The organism is Synechococcus sp. A15-127, assembly GCF_014280215.1.
GTDB lineage: Bacteria > Cyanobacteriota > Cyanobacteriia > PCC-6307 > Cyanobiaceae > Parasynechococcus.
Genome location: NZ_CP047948.1, coordinates 2140868 through 2161000, shown reverse-complemented (window position 1 = coordinate 2161000; position 20133 = coordinate 2140868). Strand labels below are relative to the sequence as shown.

The 20133-nt window shown below is 64.2% G+C and carries 25 protein-coding genes; 12 read left to right on the top strand and 13 right to left on the bottom strand.

Features of this window, described 5'->3' with window-relative positions; genetic code table 11:
- Window positions 1–103: 103 nt before the first annotated feature.
- The 8 genes from SynA15127_RS11535 to sufR form a co-directional block, all read right to left on the bottom strand.
- The gene (locus tag SynA15127_RS11535; RefSeq protein WP_186484225.1) at window positions 104–325 is read right to left on the bottom strand and encodes a hypothetical protein; all 222 of its coding nucleotides are present in this window, start codon (window positions 323–325) and stop codon (window positions 104–106) included.
- A gap of 118 nt (window positions 326–443) precedes the next feature.
- Window positions 444–1856, bottom strand: a complete 1413-nt coding sequence (locus SynA15127_RS11530; protein WP_370593995.1) for a phosphatidylserine/phosphatidylglycerophosphate/cardiolipin synthase family protein — start codon at window positions 1854–1856, stop codon at window positions 444–446.
- A gap of 42 nt (window positions 1857–1898) precedes the next feature.
- Window positions 1899–2105, bottom strand: coding sequence for a hypothetical protein (locus tag SynA15127_RS11525; protein WP_186484224.1), 207 nt, complete (start codon window positions 2103–2105; stop codon window positions 1899–1901).
- Window positions 2096–3175, bottom strand: coding sequence for a DUF4912 domain-containing protein (locus SynA15127_RS11520; RefSeq protein ID WP_186484223.1), 1080 nt, complete (start codon window positions 3173–3175; stop codon window positions 2096–2098). Before SynA15127_RS11520 ends, SynA15127_RS11525 begins: the two co-directional genes overlap by 10 nt.
- 181 nt (window positions 3176–3356) lie before the next feature.
- A complete protein-coding gene (locus SynA15127_RS11515; protein WP_255475491.1) occupies window positions 3357–4115 on the bottom strand; it encodes a phycobilisome rod-core linker polypeptide in 759 nt (252 codons plus the stop codon).
- Window positions 4116–4222: 107 nt separating this feature from the next.
- Window positions 4223–4822 (bottom strand): phycobiliprotein lyase, encoded by a 600-nt coding sequence (locus SynA15127_RS11510; protein WP_186484221.1) that lies wholly within the window; start codon window positions 4820–4822, stop codon window positions 4223–4225.
- A complete protein-coding gene (locus SynA15127_RS11505) occupies window positions 4812–5177 on the bottom strand; it encodes a hypothetical protein (protein ID WP_186484220.1) in 366 nt (121 codons plus the stop codon). The genes SynA15127_RS11510 and SynA15127_RS11505 overlap by 11 nt, the downstream gene beginning before the upstream one ends.
- Window positions 5177–5818, bottom strand: a complete 642-nt coding sequence (gene sufR, locus SynA15127_RS11500; RefSeq protein ID WP_186484219.1) for an iron-sulfur cluster biosynthesis transcriptional regulator SufR — start codon at window positions 5816–5818, stop codon at window positions 5177–5179. Before sufR ends, SynA15127_RS11505 begins: the two co-directional genes overlap by 1 nt.
- Window positions 5819–5955: 137 nt before the next feature.
- Here sufR and SynA15127_RS11495 point away from each other — a divergent pair, with 137 nt between their 5' ends.
- The 5 genes from SynA15127_RS11495 to SynA15127_RS11475 are packed head-to-tail and all read left to right on the top strand — an operon-like array spanning window position 5956 to window position 11050.
- Window positions 5956–6312, top strand: coding sequence for a ferredoxin-thioredoxin reductase catalytic domain-containing protein (locus SynA15127_RS11495; protein ID WP_186484218.1), 357 nt, complete (start codon window positions 5956–5958; stop codon window positions 6310–6312).
- 5 nt (window positions 6313–6317) lie between these two features.
- On the top strand, window positions 6318–7757 hold the full coding sequence (gene sufB / locus SynA15127_RS11490; protein ID WP_186484217.1) for a Fe-S cluster assembly protein SufB: 1440 nt from the start codon (window positions 6318–6320) through the stop codon (window positions 7755–7757).
- 40 nt (window positions 7758–7797) lie between these two features.
- On the top strand, window positions 7798–8586 hold the full coding sequence (gene sufC / locus SynA15127_RS11485) for a Fe-S cluster assembly ATPase SufC (protein ID WP_186484216.1): 789 nt from the start codon (window positions 7798–7800) through the stop codon (window positions 8584–8586).
- 2 nt (window positions 8587–8588) lie between these two features.
- Entirely contained in the window at window positions 8589–9767 is a 1179-nt protein-coding gene (locus SynA15127_RS11480; protein ID WP_186484215.1) for a SufD family Fe-S cluster assembly protein, read from the top strand.
- Entirely contained in the window at window positions 9764–11050 is a 1287-nt protein-coding gene (locus tag SynA15127_RS11475) for a SufS family cysteine desulfurase (RefSeq protein ID WP_186484214.1), read from the top strand. Before SynA15127_RS11480 ends, SynA15127_RS11475 begins: the two co-directional genes overlap by 4 nt.
- A gap of 6 nt (window positions 11051–11056) precedes the next feature.
- Here the strand turns inward: SynA15127_RS11475 and SynA15127_RS11470 are convergent, their stop codons facing one another.
- Both SynA15127_RS11470 and SynA15127_RS11465 read right to left on the bottom strand, forming a co-directional pair.
- The gene (locus tag SynA15127_RS11470; RefSeq protein ID WP_186485764.1) at window positions 11057–11230 is read right to left on the bottom strand and encodes a hypothetical protein; all 174 of its coding nucleotides are present in this window, start codon (window positions 11228–11230) and stop codon (window positions 11057–11059) included.
- Window positions 11231–11383: 153 nt separating this feature from the next.
- Window positions 11384–13294, bottom strand: a complete 1911-nt coding sequence (locus SynA15127_RS11465; RefSeq protein WP_186484213.1) for a prolyl oligopeptidase family serine peptidase — start codon at window positions 13292–13294, stop codon at window positions 11384–11386.
- 49 nt (window positions 13295–13343) lie between these two features.
- On the opposite strand from SynA15127_RS11465, the gene def reads away from it, so the two are divergent.
- The 4 genes from def (at window position 13344) to SynA15127_RS11445 (ending at window position 14984) form a co-directional block, all read left to right on the top strand.
- Window positions 13344–13949 (top strand): peptide deformylase, encoded by a 606-nt coding sequence (gene def / locus SynA15127_RS11460; RefSeq protein WP_186484212.1) that lies wholly within the window; start codon window positions 13344–13346, stop codon window positions 13947–13949.
- Window positions 13950–13952: 3 nt separating this feature from the next.
- Entirely contained in the window at window positions 13953–14150 is a 198-nt protein-coding gene (locus SynA15127_RS11455) for a hypothetical protein (protein ID WP_186484211.1), read from the top strand.
- A 73-nt stretch (window positions 14151–14223) separates the two neighbouring features.
- Window positions 14224–14766, top strand: coding sequence for a DUF3747 domain-containing protein (locus SynA15127_RS11450; RefSeq protein ID WP_255475664.1), 543 nt, complete (start codon window positions 14224–14226; stop codon window positions 14764–14766).
- A 65-nt stretch (window positions 14767–14831) separates the two neighbouring features.
- Window positions 14832–14984 (top strand): hypothetical protein, encoded by a 153-nt coding sequence (locus tag SynA15127_RS11445; protein ID WP_186485763.1) that lies wholly within the window; start codon window positions 14832–14834, stop codon window positions 14982–14984.
- Window positions 14985–14987: 3 nt separating this feature from the next.
- On the opposite strand, the gene SynA15127_RS11440 is transcribed toward SynA15127_RS11445, so the two are convergent.
- Window positions 14988–16532 (bottom strand): YifB family Mg chelatase-like AAA ATPase, encoded by a 1545-nt coding sequence (locus SynA15127_RS11440; protein WP_186484209.1) that lies wholly within the window; start codon window positions 16530–16532, stop codon window positions 14988–14990.
- A gap of 57 nt (window positions 16533–16589) precedes the next feature.
- On the opposite strand from SynA15127_RS11440, the gene SynA15127_RS11435 reads away from it, so the two are divergent.
- Genes SynA15127_RS11435 through SynA15127_RS11425 form a run of 3 tightly spaced genes read left to right on the top strand, consistent with a single transcriptional unit; the run spans window position 16590 to window position 19133 of the window.
- Window positions 16590–16931: a histidine triad nucleotide-binding protein gene (locus SynA15127_RS11435; protein ID WP_186484208.1), complete on the top strand. Its 342-nt coding sequence runs from the start codon at window positions 16590–16592 to the stop codon at window positions 16929–16931.
- Window positions 16932–16955: 24 nt separating this feature from the next.
- A complete protein-coding gene (locus SynA15127_RS11430; RefSeq protein ID WP_186484207.1) occupies window positions 16956–18935 on the top strand; it encodes an ABC transporter ATP-binding protein/permease in 1980 nt (659 codons plus the stop codon).
- A gap of 9 nt (window positions 18936–18944) precedes the next feature.
- Window positions 18945–19133, top strand: coding sequence for a chlorophyll a/b-binding protein (locus tag SynA15127_RS11425; protein ID WP_043692913.1), 189 nt, complete (start codon window positions 18945–18947; stop codon window positions 19131–19133).
- Here SynA15127_RS11425 and SynA15127_RS11420 read toward each other — a convergent pair whose 3' ends face one another.
- Together SynA15127_RS11420 and SynA15127_RS11415 are read right to left on the bottom strand one after the other, a co-directional pair.
- Window positions 19134–19622: a hypothetical protein gene (locus tag SynA15127_RS11420; protein WP_186484206.1), complete on the bottom strand. Its 489-nt coding sequence runs from the start codon at window positions 19620–19622 to the stop codon at window positions 19134–19136.
- Window positions 19619–20125 carry a hypothetical protein gene (locus SynA15127_RS11415; protein WP_186484205.1) on the bottom strand — a complete coding sequence of 169 codons (507 nt, stop codon included), beginning with the start codon at window positions 20123–20125 and terminating at the stop codon, window positions 19619–19621. The genes SynA15127_RS11420 and SynA15127_RS11415 overlap by 4 nt, the downstream gene beginning before the upstream one ends.
- Window positions 20126–20133 lie beyond the last annotated feature (8 nt).

Genomic DNA, 20133 nt, shown 5'->3' with positions numbered 1-20133 from the left:
ATTAAGACCGGGCGACCGTGAACTCACGGCGTTCTGAGACCCCTGGCAACCCCTTTGCCGGATGGAACTGGTGAAGAACTTCCCGCTAATAAATAGAGATTGATCATATCGCTGCAGTCACAAGTCTCCCTGCTCCTATCGTCATAAGGAATGTCATCATGATCACGACATCCCATGCCTTCGATTTGATGAAATAAGGAACTGAGATGGTCATTGCAGTGAGGTGAACGGCAACACCAGTCACAACATCAAGGTGAAGAGTGATGAAATATGCAGCAATAATCAATCCGCTACCAATAACCCTCATTCGTTGAAGTAAATCCACGAATCATGCCTTTATTTCATTAAACATAAGGTTCTCATTGTGTTTTCTGTGGGCAAGATTCATTAGGGATAACCGTCAGGAGTAATCTTCGATACTTTTATGCGGTTAGACCTTGCTTCTAGTCTGGAATCGAGGAACCGTTCTTCACCCCATCCCCGCATCGGATCCGTTGACGGTCGAGTTTCCTCTGGATGTGTGGCGTGATTCCCAGTTCAGCCGTGTCCCAGAGGCGATTCATTTCTCGGGTGAAGTGTTTAGCGAGTTGGGGAGAGTGGATCACCAGGAGGGTTTCGTCGTTGGTATACGCAGCAGATGGGGACCAGTTGAAGGATCCCGTGATCACTTTGCGCTTGTCGATCACAGCGAACTTGTGATGCAGCTTGTCGCCGCGGGCCAGTCGGGGAGTGCCGACGCCGCGCAGTGGTTCGTCGTAGGGCTGGTTGTTCCGTTCCAGCTTGCAGTTGTGATCCGGCAGGGCCACCCCCAGCAGATCCAGCACTTCCGAGAAGGAACGGCTGGCAAAGCCGGGATCAGCCACCAGCCGAATCTTCACGCCGGCCTTCACCCGCTCCTGCAGCACATCGGCCAGCTGCTGGGCTGAGAACACGAACAACGCCATATCGATCGAACGGTGTGCTGCACCCAACTGCTGGGCCAGCCAGTTCAACCCGTGTTTCGTGTTGCGTTTCGGGTGGGGGGCGAACAGCACCTCCACCCGGGCATCACCCACCATCACCGTCTGCGGGCCGGCGGATCGTTTCGCCAACCCGAAGCGACTGTCGTTGCGGCCGCCGGGTCCGTCTCCCCACATGCGCTGGAATTCAGCCCGGAACAGCTCCGCCAGGTCCTCACTCCGCAGGTGCAGCATGTGATTGACGTTGCCGCGGGTGCTGTTGCGGCCGGCATCGCCATGGATGCCGGAACTGGTCAGATTGGCTGAGCCGGTGAGCACGCTGCGACCGTCGATCACCAGGAATTTGTGGTGCATCAGGCCGCTGCCGCTGCTGCCGTCCTCGCGGTCGTCCACCATCGGGATGCCTGCCTCCTGCAGCAGGCCGACCGCGTCTCCGGCGGCAGCCTCCTCAGCGCTGGTGATGCCGTCGCCATCAAGATCCGCCAGGTGCTGCAGGCGTTTCCAGCGCTGGCGTTGATGCTTCGCCAGGTGAGTGGGCTGCTGCTCACGCCAGGGGGTGCTGTAGCTGTTCTCCAGAACCACCTGCACCGTGAGTCCGCGATCCCGGGCAGCGATCAAGGCCGTGGCGATCCCGGGCAGCGTCAGTTCCTGCACGGCCACCAGCAGCTCCTGCTTAGCGCCCTCGATGGCCACGATCAGGGATCGCTCGAGATCATCGCCATTGCGCCAGCGTCCCGTCAGTGGCGAGCGGTAGCTGCTGTTGCCGCGGTGATTGAACAGCACCTCGATCTGAGGTGGCTGAGGCAGTTCCGTTGCCGTGCTGCCGATCACGCGACCCTGCTGACTGCAGCCGCTGCTGATCAACAGCGCTGTGATCAAAGAGAAGGATCGGATCACGATGCCGTATGGGGATCACGCTTCAAGGATTCCCCGCGGGGATCAGTGCGGCATCTCCGAAGTTTTGAGCATGGCGATGAACCACAAACTGCTCAGCACCAGGGCAACGGCGACGCCCGTAGCGATCCCGACCCGAGCCATCACCAGCGGAACGATTAAAGGAAACGCCATCGCCCCCGCGAGGGGGGTGATGGCGACGAACCAGCGCAGGGAGGCCGGTGCTTCGTTGTCGTGGGAGTTCAGAACCACTCGGCGCGGGCTTCGCTGGCGGGGTTGCTGTTGTCCTCGGGGGTCTGACGAGCGAAGTTCAAGGTGATGTTGCGCTTCTGCTCACCGTCAGCGGCCGTGGCTTCGATGGGGTACATCTGCTCACCGTCGCGGAAGGGCACCTGGATGCGGAAGGTGCCGTCGGTGGAGAGGGGCACGTCCTCGCCGCCGATGGTGAGGCGGGCCGAGGGATCCGTGGCGCCGTAGACGATCAGCTCCGCGTCAGCCACCAACCAGAAGGAGCGTTGGCGGGGAGCCACGCCACCGAGGCCGGACTCATTGCGTCCGCTGGCCCAGAGGCCGATGCCGGAATCGCTCAGCCCGAAGCTGTCGGAATCGCCGGAGGAGTCGACACCCTCCTGGAATTCCTCGGAACCGACGCGGCGACGGCGGAAGTGCACCGTGGCGCTCTGATACAGACGCTCGTGGAGGCCGCTGTCGCTGGGCTCAGCGGGTGTGATGGGAGCAGGAGCTTCCGGAGCCGAAGTGGTGTCGAGGCTGAAGGGGACGAACTGATCCAGGATCTGCTCGCTGGGGTGCAGAGCCGGGACGCGGGCCACGGAGGAGAAGGCCAGGGACATCCAGGTGGTGCCGATCCGGTAGCCGAGCTCGACGCGGTAGTCGCGGTCGCAGAGGGGAACCGGCAGGTACCACTCGGTGCTGTGGCTGTCGACGGGGACTTCCTGAAGGGTATGAGGGTGAGCGCTGCCGTCCTGCATGCCGGTCACATCGGCAAGGCGCAGGCAGAGGCGGCTGGCGCCTTCCTTCTGAGCCCGCTGGCGGTCATCGTCGGAGATCTCCCAGAACACGTAAGCCCACTGGGGATCGCGAGGAAGGAAGACCACGCGGGTCTCGCTGGTGGAGACCGCGGGAGCACTCAGCTCAGCCTCGATCGCCTTGAGATCACCACCGCGCTGTTCCTGACGCTGCGCCACCTCGCCGACGAGGGCTTCCTTGCTCTTACGGCTGTAAAGAGGAACGCCCAGGTCGCTTGCGATCTGCCGAAGTTGGCGCAGTGTCAGACGTGCCAGAGAAGTGAGGGTTTGGGACACGTCCAAAAACTCCAGTTTTCATTCGGGATCATTGTGCGGCCAAACACCTCGATTCAGACCTTGCCAGGAGTCGGAGTCAGCATCCACTGACGGCAAGCCGTTGGGGGATTGGCGGGGATCACTGTTCAGCACAAAAAAAGCGGGGCAGCTGCCCCGCTTTTGTGAGTGACCGGGCCGACGTTCAGCGGCCGATGCTGCGGAAGGGAACCCGTGACATGTAGTCGATGTCCGTGGTGGCGGAGTTCCCGCGCGGGTTGGGCATCGGCAGATCCTTGAGCCATTCGAGGTAATCGGCGGGAGCGCCGCCCCGCTTGATCTTGGCGCGTGCTGGCAAGGCCTTGCCGGGGCCTCCCATGAACACGATCTGAGGGAAACCGAGGATCCCCCGGTAGTACTCGTCGTAGCGGGGGCTGGTGATGTTGAAGGGGGTGTCACCCAGGTCGCGGCCGGGGAGCACCCGGTTGCGCTGGGAGGGCACCGTGTCGTAGCCGAAGGAATCGAGGTATTCCTGGCTGTCGAGCAGCACATCAACGAGGCCCTCGACCCCTTTGGTGCCGATCACGATCGACCAGGCGATCTCCTCGGACTTGTTGCTCTTGCGGCCCAGCAGCTTCTCCACAAGGTGGCGAACCACCTTGTAGTTGCTGTTCATCCCGTAGAAGCTGCGCTTGAAGGTGTCGGAGAGCACCAGTCCACGGATGAAGTCCCGGACCGTGATCTGCCCGTCCTTCAGCTGGGATTCCAGGTTGACGTCGCGGTCGGAATCGAAGGCGTGGAAGAAGATCTGCCGATAGGCGCTCTCGATCACCGTGACGAGGTTGTCCCGGTCCATGGCGATTTCCATGGAGTAGGCCCGTGCCGTCTCATCCGAGTTGACGCGCAGGGCGGCGACCCGTGAGTTCTGGGTGATCGGTGCGTACTCCAGAAGGGGAATGGCCACGCGAGCTTCAACGTCCACTGCCGCAGATCGTAGAAGTGCCGACCTGTCCCCCCTCCCGCCGCAGGGGCACCGATTACATCCCGTAATAGTGAGTTGAGTACTTCTGCTTACCAGCCGAAGGGAGCCAGGGCTCCGGGCATGCCAGCACCGGCGGCAGCCGTCGCCGCTGCTGGGTCATCCAGCTGGCGGGTTTCCATGCAGAAGGAGGCATTGTTGGAGAGGCCCTGCACGGTGCTGGTGCGCAGCCGCAGATTCGGCCCTGCGAACCAGAAGCGCTCCAGCGAGCTCATCATTTCGTAGTCGGTGGTGAGGATCAGGCCGTTCTCCTCATCCATGCGGAACTGCCCGGCCACCGGTGCCTTCTCCGCATAGCCGCGATCCCTCAGCAGCAGGCCGTTGCGCCCGCTGTCGTCGGTGGGGATCAGCCCGAACATGGTCTGGTCTTCGTGGGATTCGCCGGCTCTGTCCCAGGCCATCGATCCGCTCCAGCGGACCCAGCAGCCGCCCACGATCCGTTCGGCGCTCTCCCCGTTGCAGGCGGCGATCTCCGCCAGCCGCGGGTCTCCCTTCGGCAGTTCCTCCACCACGATGAAAGAGGCTCCTGCCTCGGCCCTCCGATGAAGCAGATGATGCTGGCTGCGCTGGGAGCGCCAGCGGCCGCAGCTCAGCCGGAAGAAGCTGAGGGCATCAGGAATCTCAAGGCTCATCGGCGCGTCCGGGCTGAATCTGATGATGGCAGCGCGCCTCGGCGGCGCTGATCAGGTCCTCCAGAGACAGCTGCAGCGGGGGCTTGTTCAGGCTGTCGGCCAGGCTCTGGAGTTGCTCGGCGGCTGCGTCGAGCTGATGCAGAAGAGAGCGCAGGAAGCCCGGCTCCTCCGCGACCACCGGTTGCTGTTCACACCAGCGCCGTCTGCTGGCGGCATCAGGCAGCGCGTCGCCTGCGGCGTTGCCCATGGCCCGGAAGCTCTCAAGGCAATGGGCCAGCAAACGCAGGTGATGCCGGTCCATCTGGGGCAGAAGCGTCGCGTCGATGCGCGCGATCACCGTCGCGTCGATGGCCATCAGCTCTCGATCGGCGTGATCCGGAAACCGCAGGCATGGCCCCCCTCCAGACGCCAGTGCACCCGTTCGACCCGGCAGTCCGGAACGGTGCGGCGGATCAACAGCAGCTCCTGGTCGCATACGGCGGGGAATTCCTCGGCGATGCGTTGCACCGAGCAGTGCATTTCCTGCAGGCGCCAGCTGCAGCCGTCGTCTTCAGGGCTGCAGCTGGTGATGTAGCCCTCGTCGCGCCGCAGGCGCGTCAGCTGTTCCAGGCGCTGCTGCAGGCTGCCGTCCCCCAGCTGCTGTCGGTACTGTTCCGCCTTGTCCTCGGCCTGCTGGTTGAGCAGCTGCTTCAGCGTCTCTTCGGGCAGGCTGGCGCGCATCGAGTCCAGCAGGCCGAGCGCGAAACGGCGACTCCCATCCGGGAACCGTTCACGCCCGCGTTCGGTGAGGCTCCAGCGATTGCTGGGGCGCCCAGGCCCGCTGGCTGCGGTGCTGGATTCAGCAAGACCCTCCTCCGCGAGGCTGCGCAGATGACGCCGGATCGCCTGAACGGAGAGATCCAGGGCGCCCGCCAGGTCAGCTGCCTCCGCATCCCCGCGCTCCAGAAGCAGGGACAGCAGAGCATCACGGGTGCTGGCCTGAGCCGGGGCGGTCATGGAAGAGGGAACCTCATCACACGATGCCACTGGAAGAGGAGTGCTGGAGTTCACAATGGTGGGCCGCCGTGGGGCGATCGGCTGCCTTAGGCTTCCGATAAGGAAACCACGGTGTTTCGTAATCCGTCTTCGCCTTCATGTCCGACGCCACTCCTGAGCCGACCGCTGAAAGTCTGGAGGTGATCCGCAAGTTCGCTCAGACCTACGCCCAGCGCACCGGTACCTACTTCTGTACAGAACCCAGCGTGACGGCGGTGGTTCTGAAGGGTCTTGCGCGTCACAAGGATGAACTGGGCGGTGCTCTCTGCCCCTGCCGCCACTACGAAGACAAGCAAGCGGAAGTGTCCCAGGCCTTCTGGAACTGCCCCTGCGTCCCCATGCGGGAACGCAAGGAATGCCACTGCATGCTGTTTCTCACGGAAGACAATCCATTTGCCTCCCAGGAGAAGGTTCAGACGATCAGCACCGAGACGATCCACGCCACCGCCGGCTGACCTGCATGACCAGCACCTCCACGCGAGATCTCGTCAGCCAGCCGTATAAGTACGGCTTCGTCACCGAGATCGAGACCGACAAGATCGCCAAGGGTCTCAGCGAGGACGTTGTTCGGCTGATCTCCTCCAAAAAGGATGAACCGGCCTTTCTGCTGGATTTCCGGCTCAAGGCTTTCCGGCACTGGCTCACCCTTGAGGAGCCCGACTGGGCTGCTCTGGGCTATCCGGCGATCGATTACCAGAACATCGTTTATTACGCGGCGCCGAAGCAGCAGGAGAAGAAATCGAGCCTGGAGGAGGTGGATCCCAAGCTGCTGGAAACCTTCGACAAACTCGGCATTCCTCTCAGCGAGCAGAAGCGGCTCAGCAATGTGGCGGTGGATGCGGTGTTCGACAGTGTTTCGATCGCCACCACCTACAAGGAAAAGCTTGCAGAGCACGGTGTTGTGTTCTGCTCCTTCAGTGAGGCGGTCAAAGAGCACCCTGAGCTGATCGAGCGTTATCTGGGCACGGTGGTGGCCAGCAACGACAACTATTTCGCCGCTCTGAATTCAGCGGTGTTCAGCGACGGTTCCTTTGTCTTCATTCCCAAGGGCGTCGAGTGCCCGATGGAGCTGTCCACCTATTTCCGTATCAATTCCGGCGACACCGGTCAGTTCGAGCGCACGCTGATCGTGGCCGAGGAAGGCGCTTCCGTGAGCTATCTCGAGGGCTGCACGGCGCCGATGTTCGACACCAATCAGCTGCATGCAGCGGTGGTGGAACTGGTGACACTGGACGATGCGTCGATCAAGTACTCGACCGTGCAGAACTGGTATGCCGGCGATGAGAACGGCGTCGGCGGCATCTACAACTTCGTCACCAAGCGGGGTCAGTGCCGCGGAGATCGCAGCCGCATCAGCTGGACCCAGGTCGAAACCGGCTCGGCGATCACCTGGAAATACCCCAGCTGCGTCCTGCAGGGCGCGGATTCGGTGGGAGAGTTCTATTCCGTGGCACTCACGAACAACCGCCAGCAGGCCGACACCGGCACGAAGATGGTTCACGTCGGTCCGCGCAGCCGCTCCACGATCGTGAGCAAGGGGATCAGCGCCGGCCATTCCAGCAACAGCTATCGCGGCCTGGTGCAGATCGGCCCCGCGGCGAAAGGGGCCCGCAACTACAGCCAGTGCGATTCGATGCTGATCGGCGATCAGGCGGCGGCGAACACCTACCCCTACATCCGCTCCCAGCAGCCCCAGGCCGCGATCGAGCACGAGGCCAGCACCTGTCGCATCTCCGAAGACCAGCTGTTCTATCTGCAGAGCCGCGGCATCGGTTTCGAAGAGGCGGTGTCGATGATGGTGAGCGGCTTCTGCCGTGATGTGTTCAACCAGCTGCCGATGGAATTCGCCGCTGAAGCCGACAAGCTGTTGGCCCTCAAGCTCGAGGGATCCGTGGGTTGATCCCCCTGACCACTCCGTTCCAACCGTTCTTCTCATCCACGTGATCCGCCCTGACGCCGAGCTGCTTCTCGACATCACTGACCTGCATGCCTCCGTGGAGGATCAACCCATCCTCAAAGGGGTGAACCTGCAGGTGCGGGCGGGAGAGATCCACGCCGTGATGGGTCGCAATGGCAGCGGCAAAAGCACGCTGTCCAAGGTGCTGGCCGGCCACCCCGCTTACCGGGTCACCGCCGGTGCCGTCCGCTATTGCGGCAACGACCTGTTCGAGCTGGAACCGGAGCAGCGCGCCCGATTGGGGGTGTTTCTCGGTTTCCAGTATCCGGTGGAGATCCCCGGGGTGAGCAATCTGGAGTTTCTGCGGGTGGCCACCAATGCCCGGAGGCTCCAGCGGCAGCAGGAGGAGCTGGACACCTTCGATTTCGAAGACCACGTGCGCGACAGGCTCAAGGTGGTGCAGATGGACCCTGCCTTCCTCGAGCGCAGCGTCAATGAAGGCTTCTCCGGTGGCGAGAAGAAGCGCAACGAGATCCTGCAGATGGCGCTGCTCGAGCCCGTGGTGGCGATCCTCGATGAAACCGATTCGGGTCTGGATATCGATGCGCTGCGCATCGTGGCGGCAGGTGTGAATCAACTGGCGACACCGGAGAACGCCACCCTGCTGATCACCCACTACCAGCGCCTGCTCGATGAGATCACCCCGGATTACGTGCACGTGATGGCGGCGGGCCGCATCCTCCGCACTGGGGGGCGCGATCTGGCCCTCGAGCTGGAGAAGACCGGCTACGACTGGGTCGACAAGGAACTGGCCGCTCAGGGGGTGGCCTGACCATGGCAAGCAGCGTGCTGGAGCCGGTGCAGCAGCGGGGGCGGGAAGCCCTGCAGCGGCTCGGCCTGCCCACCCGCCGTCAGGAGGCCTGGCGGCTCACGGATCTGAAACGTCTGGCAGCGCTGGCCGATCTGCCTCTCAGCGCCTCGCCGGCCAAGGCGGAGCAACCCGCAGCGGGCACGGGAGTGCTGCGACTGCGGCTGGATGGTCTTGGCGATCCCCTCGAGGGTGTGACCCTTCCGGAGGGGATCAGTGCTCTCACTGAAAGCGAACTCAGGCAGGCCCTCGGCCATACCCTCGATCGTTGCGGGTGCGCCGACGTGTGGCCGGTGGAGTTGAACCATGCCTGCAGCCGGCGGGTGCTGGCGTTGCGGGTGCGCGGTTCGGTGCCGCCTCTGGAGCTTCTGCAGACAGGTGCTGCGGGGCTGACGGCGACACGGGTATTGCTGCTGATGGAAGAAAAGGCGCAGCTGGATCTGCTGCAGGTGGTGACGGCTCAGGCTGACGCTGCCCACAGCCATGTGCTGGAGGTTCATCTGGGTCAGGAGGCTTGCCTGAACCACGGTCTGCTGGCCTTCGGAGACGGCAGCGCCTCGCTGCTGGCCCATCTGGCGGTGGAGCAGGAGCCCCGCAGCCGCTACGCCCTCACCTCTGTGATGCGGGGCTGGTCCCTTGGACGTCTCGAGCCCCGGGTCGTGCAGGTGAATGGTCAGGCCACCACCACCCTGCAGGGTCTGGCGGTGAGCGATGCGGATCAGCAGCTCGCCACCCACTCCTCTGTCCGTTTCGACGGACCGGAGGGGGAGCTTGACCAACTGCAGAAATGCCTGGCGGCCGGTCGCTCCCACGCCATCTTCAACGGCGGCATCAGCGTGCCCAGGGCGGCGCAACGCACCAATGCAGCTCAGCTGAGCCGCAACCTGCTGCTGTCGGATCGGGCCCGCGTCGACACCAAGCCCGAGCTTGAGATCGTCGCTGACGATGTGCGCTGCGCCCACGGAGCCACCGTCAGCCAGTTGCAGGAGGACGAACTCTTCTACCTGCGCAGCCGTGGGATCGCTGCTGGAGAAGCCACGGCCCTGCTGCTGCGCGGCGCCTGTCTGGAGGTGATTCGGCGGCTGCCGGATCAGGCCGGGATCTGGTCTCCCCTCGAGCGGGTTCTGGAGGGGCTGGCTGCATGACCAGCACCGACCTCAGGTTGGCACAAAATCGTGCCAATATCGATACGCTGGCGTCACGATATCGTGCCGATTTCCCGGTCCTGGAGCAGCGCGCTGCTGACGGTCGCCCGCTGATCTACCTGGATCACGCTGCCACCAGCCAGAAGCCGCTCCCTGTGCTCGAGGCCTTGCAGCGCTACTACGCCTGCGACAACGCCAATGTGCATCGCGGTGCCCACCAGCTCAGCGTCCGCGCCACCGAATCCTTCGAGGCCGCCAGGTCCGCGGCTGCGGAGTTCGTCGGTGCAGCCAGTGCGCGGGAGATCGTGTTCACCCGCAATGCCAGCGAGGCGATCAACCTGGTGGCCCGCAGCTGGGGTGACGCCAACCTGCGCGCGGGGGATGAGGTGTTGCTCACCCTCATGGAGCACCACAGCAACTTGGTGCCCTGGCAGCTGCTGGCCCAGCGCACCGGTTGTGTGCTGCGCCACGTCGGCATCACGGAAACCGGTGAACTGGATCTCGACGACTTCAACGCCAAGCTCAGCGACCGCACCCGCCTGGTGAGCCTGGTGCATGTCAGCAACAGTCTCGGCTGCTGCAATCCCCTCGATCAGGTGATCCCCGCCGCCCATGCCGCCGGTGCCCTGGTGCTGGTGGATGCCTGCCAGAGCCTGGCCCACAAGCCCACCGACGTCGCCGCTCTGGGTGCCGATTTCCTGGTGGCGTCCTCCCACAAGCTGTGTGGTCCCACCGGGATGGGGTTCCTCTGGGCGCGCGAGGCGCTGCTGGAGGCGATGCCCCCCTTCCTCGGTGGCGGCGAAATGATTCAGGACGTCTTCCTTGATCACAGCACCTGGGCGGATCTGCCTCACAAGTTCGAGGCCGGCACCCCCGCCATCGGTGAAGCGGTCGGCATGGGTGCGGCGATCCGCTATCTGCAGGCCGTCGGCCTCGAGGCGATTCAGGCCTGGGAAGCGCAGCTCACCCGCCATCTGTTCGAGCGGCTTCAGGCCATCGACGGCGTGCGCGTTCTGGGCCCCACCCCCGAGCAACAGCCCGAGCGTGGTGCCCTGGCCACCTTCCTGGTCGAGGGCGTGCACGCCAACGACATCGCTGCGCTCATGGATGCCTCCGGTGTCTGCATCCGGAGCGGCCATCACTGCTGTCAGCCGCTGCATCGCCACTACGGCGTCACGGCTTCTGCAAGGGCCAGCCTCAGTTTCATCAGCACCTTCGAAGAGATCGACCGTTTCGGCGAAGAGCTCGCCTCCACGGTCTCCTTCCTGCGGGAGCACAGCTGAGCCTGATCAGGCCGCCAGTTCGCTTCGCCCAGTCGCCACAACCCCGGAGTCCAGGGTGTCGGGCTGTTGGGCGTCGACCGCGTACTGAACCCAGCGATAGGAGCGTGATCCCGGACGGGGAGCTTCGGCGACGGGCTCGGGGCTGGCGTAGATGTTTCCGCGGTACCGAAGAAGGCGCATGGGCTGAAGAAGAGATGCTGCAGCCTTTCAGGATTCACGGTTGATCGACGTTCAGCCCGGCACGTGTTGATGAATGCTGTTTTCCGCTGTCGGAACCATCACATGTTCTGAAGTGGGTTGCGTTTTCAGCGTGGATGAGGTGCCTCCGTCGCTTCAGATCCCCAGCCGCTCCCGGAAGAAGGCTTCCGTCTCCTCCAGCACCTGGATCTGCACCGCGCTGTCCCGGAAGCCATGGCCTTCCTGCTCGAACAGCCGCACCTCCACCGGAACGCCGTTGGCTCTCAGTGCCGCCGCCATGCGTTCGGTCTGCTCCGGGGGCACCACCTTGTCCTGCAGCCCCTGAAAGAACAGCACCGGACAGCGGATCCGATCGGCGTGCTGCAGCGGTGAGCGTTCGTCGTAGCGGGCCCGATCCTCTGGCCAGGCCCCCACCAGGGTGTCGAGATAGCGGGCTTCGAAGCGGTGGGTGTCCATGGCCATGGCGGTGAGATCACAGACCGCATATCGACAGGCTCCGGCGCGGAACACATCGGTGAAGCAGAGGGCCGCCAGTGTGGTGAAGCCTCCGGCGCTGCCCCCTTCGATGGCGATGCGTTCCGGATGGGCCCGTCCGGCCGTGATCAAGGCCTGGGCTGCGGCCGCGCAGTCGCTCACATCCACCACGCCCCAGCCCCCGTTGAGCCGCTCGCGATAGGCCCGCCCGAACCCCGTGGAGCCGCCGTAGTTCACATCCACCACGCCCCAGCCGCGACTGGTCCAGTACTGGATGGCAAGGCTGAGGCCGCGGCGGGCCATGGCCGTCGGACCGCTGTGGCTCTTGACCAGCAGCGGGGCTGCGCCGCTGCTGCCGTCACTCGGCGGGTAGTACCAGGCATGGGTGCGCTGACCGTTGTGGCCGGCGAACCAGATCGGCTCCGCCACGCTGATCGCCGCGGGTGCCAGCACGGCCGGCACCGCGGAGGTATGGATCCAGGGCTCAGCGGCCTGCTGGCGCAGATCCAGCTCCAGCAGGCCGGCCCCTGTGCGGCTGTTGCTGGCCACGGCCACGGCCCGGCCCTCGAGGGCGGCGAGTCCGGCCAGGTCATCGAAGGGCTGGTTCACGGTCTCGATGCATCCATTCAGCCGCAGGCGCTTCAGCTGCCAGCGGCCCTCGCTGCAGACCGCTGCCAGCAGGTGCTCCCCATCCCAGGCGGTGGTGCTCATGCCGTAGATCCACTGCGGCATCGCGGTCTCCGCCGCCATCGGCCAGGGGCGATCCCAGGTCGTTACCCCCGGTTGCTGCAGCATCAGGTTCCACCAGCCACTGCTGTCCTCCGCCACCAGCAGCCGCCCGTCCGGCAGCCACTGGGGCTGGAAAACGGCGGTGGCGTCTCCGCCGGCCAGGCTGGAGGGAGCGGCCAGCTCACCTGTTTCGCTGAGAGGCGACCACCACACCCGGCTGCTGTCCCAGGGCATCGCCGGTTGCTGCCATTCCACCCAGGCCAGCTGTCCGCCATCGGCGCTGAGGACGGCATAGCCGGCGAAGTCCGCCGGCTGGTGCAGCAGCTGCGGCTCCTGATCGCTGCTGTCGAGCGAGACCTGCACCAGCTGGTCACGTCCTGCCATCTCCCTGATCCCGAGCCAGCGACGGCGGCGAAGATCCAGCAATCCGTCGGCCAGATCCCACTCCCCAGGCAGCGTCAGCCGCTGTGGCTCCGTCTTGGCGGCTGCACCCCCTGAGCTGTCGGGCAGGTGCCAGCGCTGCTGCCAGAGGCAGCCCGCTGCGATCCAGACCAGCAGCAGCTGACCGTTCTCGATCGCAGCTGTCAGTACCCCGCCGCCGTAGTCGTGCACGCGGCTGCGCAGGTTGATCGGAGCGGGAGTCAGCTCCACCGGCTTGGTGGCGGAGTCCGCGAACGGGCGGATCAGTGCTGTGGTGCGGCCGCGTTCCTGGGGACGCTGTTCCAGCCAGAGCAGCCAGAGACGTTGATCCGACCCTTTCAGCAGTCGGGGCTCCTTCAGCCCGGGCAGCCTGCCGACGGCGTGATCACTGGCGAGTGGTTGCAGGTGTGCAGCAGGTTCCATATCGCCTGGTTCGGGCCGCTTAACATGTTGAATCAACGCTCTGGAGTCCTTGGCGGGAAGCTTTGCCCAGTTGGCCCGGAATGCCGATAAGGCTCGGGACACCATGCTGGTTCCCAAGCAGGCGCTGGAAACGCCTCCGCTGGAGATTCACACCCTCGGCAATGAGGTGCTGCGACAACCCGCCCGTCGCATCGGCAAGGTGGATGATCAGGTGCGGGAGCTGGCCCGCGACATGCTGCGCAGCATGTACACCGCCAAGGGCATCGGCTTGGCTGCTCCCCAGGTCGGCGTTCACCAGCAGCTGCTGGTGATCGATCTGGATCTGGAGAATGCCGCCACCCCGCCGCTGGTGCTGATCAACCCGGAGATCTCGGCCTCCAGTGCCTCGATCGACACCTATGAGGAAGGCTGCCTCAGCATCCCGGGCGTCTATCTCGATGTGGTCCGGCCGACGTCGATCGAGCTCAGTTACCGCGACGAGATGGGGCGTCCCCGCAAGATGAAGGCGGATGGTCTGATGGCGCGCTGCATCCAGCACGAGATGGATCATCTGAATGGCGTGCTGTTCGTCGATCGGGTGACCGATGCCTCAGGTCTGGAGAAGGAACTCAAGGAGAATGGCTTTCAGAGCCAGCACGTGCGGAGCGTCTCCTGATCCATGCCGATGAAACCTCTGGCGGGCGTGTTCCTCGCCCTGGCCTGCATCCTGGGCATCGCTTCCACCGGATGTGTCTTTGAGCTCGCTTACGGCGATCCCGATCTCGGTGTGACCACCACCGGTTGGATCCTGGCTCTTGCCGCCCCAGGCACGGTTGGGACACTTCTTGTCGCCATTCGCCTGAACAAACCGGCCTGAACCGCTGGATCGACCCGGCCCGGGACTTTTACGATCCGGGGACTTCCGTCATTCGGCTGTGATCCCCCGTTCTCTGTCCATCGCCGCAGGACTGACTGTCTGCGGGGTTCTGGCCGCTCCCGTTGCTCTCGCTCAAGGGTCCGTGTTTCAGGCCGTGCCGGTGGACGAGGCCAATTTCATCCTGGTGTCGGCACCCATCGGCCAGGGTGAACGCTCCCAGCTCAACATCTACGAGCAGCGCACCAGCAAGCGCCCCTGCTTCTCAGTCAGCGGCAGTGCTCCCGCCATGGTGGATCCTCTGCTCTCCACCTTCGACTTCACCGGCATCTGCAGCCGCTACATCGACGGCAACGGCTATTCCCTGCGCATCGGCGGAGATGACCTGGGCACCCGCTACCGGCTCACAGTGGTGAACACCGGCAGCGACATGGAACTGCTGGCGGCCCCCACCCGCGATCGCTCCCAGCCCACCATGCTCGTGGCTCGCTCAGGCGGTGTGGCGTCTGGATTCCTGAAGCTCAGCTTCGAGCCCGGCTGGTCGCTGCGGCGCCGTGCTTACGGCAAGAAGGGGCTTGGCCACCTGTACGTCTATCGCGACACGGCTCCGCAGAGCTGAAAGGGAGTGGAAACACCTGTTGCCGACCTTTGTCAGTGTTCCCACACTGAAGACAGTCGCAGCAGGTGCTCATGCAAGCCAAGGTTCTCCACTGGTTCCACTGGTTGGGTGAGGCCATGACCCATGCCCTCGGTTCCCTCACTGACCGTCATCTCGCTCCGCCGCCGATCGGTCCGCAGCCGTACAGCGACGTGCCCGTCCGCAGGGTGCGTGACTGACACTCAGGCCGCCGTGTCCCCGACCAGTGGATCGGTGCAGCGATAGCAGCTCGCCTCGGCCACGGCATCGGCGCACACCGTCTCCCTGCCGTTGAGGTCGGCGATCGTGCGAGCCACCTGCAGCAGTCTCAGGGCGCTGCGGGTGGTGAGCCCGCGGCTGGCGATCAGGTGTTCCCAGAGCTGCAGTCCATCGCGTTCCAACCGCCCGACCCGGCCGAACTCCTCGGCGCTGAGATCCCGGTTGCAGCCACCACCGGGATTGCGCTCCCGCATTCTCTGACGGGCACTGTTGATGCAGCTCGCTTGCAGCCAGGGCTCGATGCCGGCAGACGGCGTCGGCTCCAGGCAGCGGCGCATACGGCTGGCCGGTGGACGTTCCAGGCGGAGCTGCAGATCGAGCCGATCCAGCAGGGGGCCTGACAAGCGTTGCCAGTAACGCTGACGCTGACTGAGGCTGCAGCGGCAGCCGTGCTCACGGTCGCCATGCCAGCCGCAGGGACAGGGGTTCGTGGCTGCCACCAGAGTGATCGCAGCTGGGAAGGTGGTTTTCAGGCGGCTGCGGCTCAGCCGCAGAACTCCCTCCTCCAGGGGTTGCCGCAGTTGGTCGAGCACGGCCCGGGAGAATTCCGCCAGCTCGTCGAGAAACAGCACGCCGCCGTGGGCGAGGCTGAGCTCCCCCGGCTGCGGACTGATGCCGCCGCCGAGCAGTGCAGCGGCGGTACAGCTGTGATGGGGCGCCCGGAACGGCCGTGTGCTGGGCAGGGTGCCGGGATTGCGCAGCAGGCCGGCCACCGATTGGATCCGCGTGATGGTGAGGGCTTCGCTCCGGCTGAGGGGCGGCAGCAGCCTGGGCAGCTGATGCGCCAGGTGGGTTTTGCCGCAGCCCGGGGGGCCCACCAGCAGCAGGTGATGGCCGCCCGCTGCTGCCAGGGCCAGAGCCCGTGCCGCCAGGCTCTGCTCTACGCCGGGTTGCGCAAGCGGTTCCGGCTCGGGAGCCTCAAAGGCTGTGCTGCGGGGCATCGTGCGCAGCAGCGGACCTCGCTGCTGCAGCTGCTCGACCACCTGGCGCAGGTCAGGGGCGCTGAGGACAGTCAGTTCCGGGATCAGGGCCGCTTCCTCGGCATTGGCCGTCGGCACGATCAGGGCCCGGGCCCCCTGATCCGATGCCAGTTCCGCCAAGGCGATCACGCCGCGGCAGGGCCGCAGGCTGCCGTCCAGTCCCAGTTCTCCGGCGCACCAGATGTTTCTCAGCCGTGGCTGATCCAGCTGGCCGCTGGCGGCGAGCAGTGCCAGGGCGATCGGCAGATCGAAGGCGGGGCCCTCCTTGCGCAGGTCGGCCGGCGCCAGATTGATCACGACCCGCACCAGCGGTCCCCGGAAGCCGCTGTTGCGCAGGGCTGAGCGCACCCGCTCGCGGGATTCCTGGATCGCCTTGTCCGGCAGCCCCACCAGCTGAATGCCCGGCAAGCCCGGTGCCATGTCCACCTCGACGGTGACCGGCCGGGCGTCCAGGCCCTGCAGGGAGGCGCTGAGGCAACGTGCCAGCATCGGGATCGATCCCAGGGTGCATGGCGTTCATGCCCCACCCGTCACAACACCAGTTCCATGGCGGACGACACGATCTTCGGAAAGATCCTTCGCGGAGAGATTCCCTGCGATGAGGTCTACAGCGATGACCGATGCCTGGCCTTCCGGGACATCGCGCCCCAGGCCCCGGTGCATGTGCTGGTGATTCCGCGGAAACAGATCGAGAGCCTTCGGTCCGCGGACGCCGAGGATGGGGATCTGCTGGGCCACCTGCTGCTGGTGGCGGCGCGCGTCGCCAAGCAGGAGGGCCTGGAGGACTGGCGCACGGTGATCAACAGTGGCGCAGCAGCGGGGCAGACGGTGTTCCACCTGCATGTGCATGTGCTCGGTGGTCGTCCTCTGGCGTGGCCGCCCGGCTGAGGTTTGCCTCGTCAGAATGGGCAAATGACAGTTACCGCCACGGCACCGCGCGCCGGTCTCCGCAGTCAGCTCAACAAGCTGAGGAATCTGGCCCAGCCTTTCTTCCTGCCCCTCGATCAGGCCACGGGCTGGCAGTTCGCTGGTCTGCTGGTCGCCCTGCTGTTCTGTGTGGGGGGTCTGGTGCTGGTGGCCCTCACGGGCCTGATCGAGCTGCTGCAGCAGCTGGTGCCGGCCCTGACCGAGAAGTACTTCGGCGGCGTGGCCGCCACCATCAGCGGCATCTGGAGAAGCTGGTGGGGGGTGGGCTTCAGCGGGCTGTTTCTGCTGGGGGCGTCTGCCTTCCTCGCGATGCGCCAGCAGCTGCGCGGCCGCCGCTGGCTGCACTGGCTGATGCTCGGCGTGATCGTGCTGATGCTGCTCACCGTGAACGGCATCAATGCCGGGATCGGTTTCATTGCCCGTGATCTCACCAACGCTCTGGTGGCGAAGCAGGAGGAGGGTTTCTACCGGATTCTGATCATCTACGCCTGTTGTTTTGTTGTCGCTCTCCCGATTCGTACGGCGCAGATTTTTTTCACGCTCAAGCTCGGATTGGTATGGCGCGACTGGCTTTCGCGCAGCCTTATTGGTGATTATATGCGCAATCGTGCCTACTACGTTCTTAATCCAAATGATGAGCAGGCGACTGATCTAGACAATCCCGACCAGCGTATAACTGATGATACGCGATCTTTTACATCCCAGAGTCTTCAATTTACGCTTGGAATCTTTGATGCCCTTCTCACTTTTTCTCTTAATATTCTTATCCTGTGGAGTATTAGTCAAAAGCTTACTTTCTCTCTATTCGCTTATGCGATCGTCTCTACGACAGTCCTTGTATTTGCGGGCCGTCGTCTTGTGAAAATTAATTATGATCAGCTGCGTTATGAGGCTGATTTCCGTTATGGACTTGTCCATATCAGAAATAATGCTGAGTCGATTGCTTTCTATTCTGGCGAAGAGCCTGAGCAGCAAGAGACGGCTCGCCGTCTTGGTTCAGTTGTTCGCAATTTTAACTTGTTAATTATTTGGCAAGTTATCATCAGCGCGATGCAGAGATCTGTTGGTTACGCTGGAGTGTTTTTCCCTTATTTGGTGATGGCGGGGCCATATTTTTCAGGGGATATTGATTATGGTCGATTTATTCAGGCTGGCTTTGCCTTCAACATGGTTGAGGGCTCACTTCTTTTCGTTGTTAATCGTATTGATGAATTGGCTCAGTTCACTGCAGGGGTAGGCCGTCTTGAAGGTTTTCAGAGCAAGGTTGAGCAGGTCAGTCGTGAAGCCTCTCCCGATCGGATCACAAGCCGCGACGCGATCGTGGTGCGCCATGCCGATCTGACGCCCCCTGGTGGCGAGCAGCCAATCCTCCGTGATCTGAGCCTGAGTATCGGTGAGGCGGACCGGCTCCTGGTGGTTGGTCCCTCCGGCTGCGGCAAGACGTCACTGCTGCGGATGATCAGCGGCCTGTGGATGCCGACCCGCGGTGTGGTGGAGCGTCCAGAGACCGGTGAGCTCCTGTTCATCCCCCAGAAGCCCTACATGCTGCTGGGGTCGTTGCGGGAACAGCTCTGTTACCCCACCGATGAAGGCCGCTTCAGCGACGACCAACTTCGCCATGTGCTGGATGAGGTGAATCTCAGCACGCTTTCGACCCGCTACCCCGACCTGGACGTCAAGCAGGATTGGCCTCGCATCCTTTCTCTTGGCGAGCAGCAACGCCTGGCCTTTGGCCGATTGCTGCTGAACGCCCCACGGTTCGTAGTGCTGGATGAAGCCACCAGTGCTCTCGATGTGGCCACGGAGGATCACCTCTATGCGCTGCTGCGTCAGCGGGAGCTGGCGGTGATCAGCATCGGCCACCGCCCCACATTGAAGGACTATCACGACACCGTGCTAGAGCTGAGCGGTGATGGGGGATGGCGACTGCTCCCGGCGACCAGCTATGACTTCGGGCGTCCCTGATCCGGCCGGATGACCTCCCCCAGCGAGACCACCACCCCGTCCACATCGGCGACGACCTCCGATGTGCCGGCGTTCGGCTGGAGCGGTTACGCCGAGCGGGTGAACGGTCGCTTCGCGATGGTGGGGTTCGCAGCGATCCTGCTGATCGAAGCCCTCAGCGGTGACACCTTTCTGCACTGGGCCGGTCTGCTGCCCTGATCAGGGCAGACGGATCAGGTCCACCTGCCAGCGTCCGTCGCGGCTCACCTGCACCGCCAACCGACGGCCGGAGCCATCGAGACTGACGGATCTGGGCACGCCGGGGGGGTCGAGAGGCAACCGCTGCACCGCCGCGACGTTGCGGCGGTAGAGCACCAGTTCGGTGCGCCCGTCCCGCTGCAGTACCACGGCCAGCCGCTCGCCGTCGGCGCTGACGCTGGCGCTGATCGGTTGGGCATCGGCTCGGTTGAGACCTGGAAGTGTCACCGGTCGTCGGCGGGTCAGGTCAATCAGTTCCACCCGTTCGCGGCCGCCTCGCTCGCCCAGGCTGACCAGCCAGCGCTGTCCCAGATCCGGTGCCCGCCGGCTGTTCACCGATTGCCGCAACAGTCCGTTGAGCTCCAGCAGCGGTCTGGGCTGAGGCGTACGGCAGCCCAGCAACAGCAGCGGCACGGTTGCCGTGGCGATCCAGCCCAGCCATCGGCTCATCGCTGCGGCTCCAGTGGTGGCGTGGTGAGACCTGCGCCAGCAGGACGGTCCGGTTCGAGCAGGTCGCTGAGGTCCAGCAGTTCCACGCGCCAGCGTCCCTGTTCGGCCACCTGCAGCGCCAGTTGACGCGCATCCGGGGAGAGGCTCACCCGTACAGGATCGCGGCCGCCCGGCAGCGGCAGGGGATGCAGGCGGTTGTTGAGACGATCGGCCACCACCGCCAGTCGGCGGCGGCCCCTCTGGGTGACCAGGGCCAGATAGCGGCCGTTCCAGCTCAGGGAGGGGGAGCTGTGGGGTTGATGCCGTTTCAGGCTGGGAAGCGGCAGCAGCCGTCCGTCCGACAGGGAGCGCAGCTGCACGGTGGGTCGTCCCCGCTGCGGGCTGATCACGGCCAGGAAGCGCCCGTCACCGCTGAGGGCTGGATCCTCCTGGCTGCGATCCATCAATCCGCCAGCGGCCTGTTCCTGGCGGCTGCCGCAGGCACTGACGCAGAGCGCCAGCACGGTGAGCA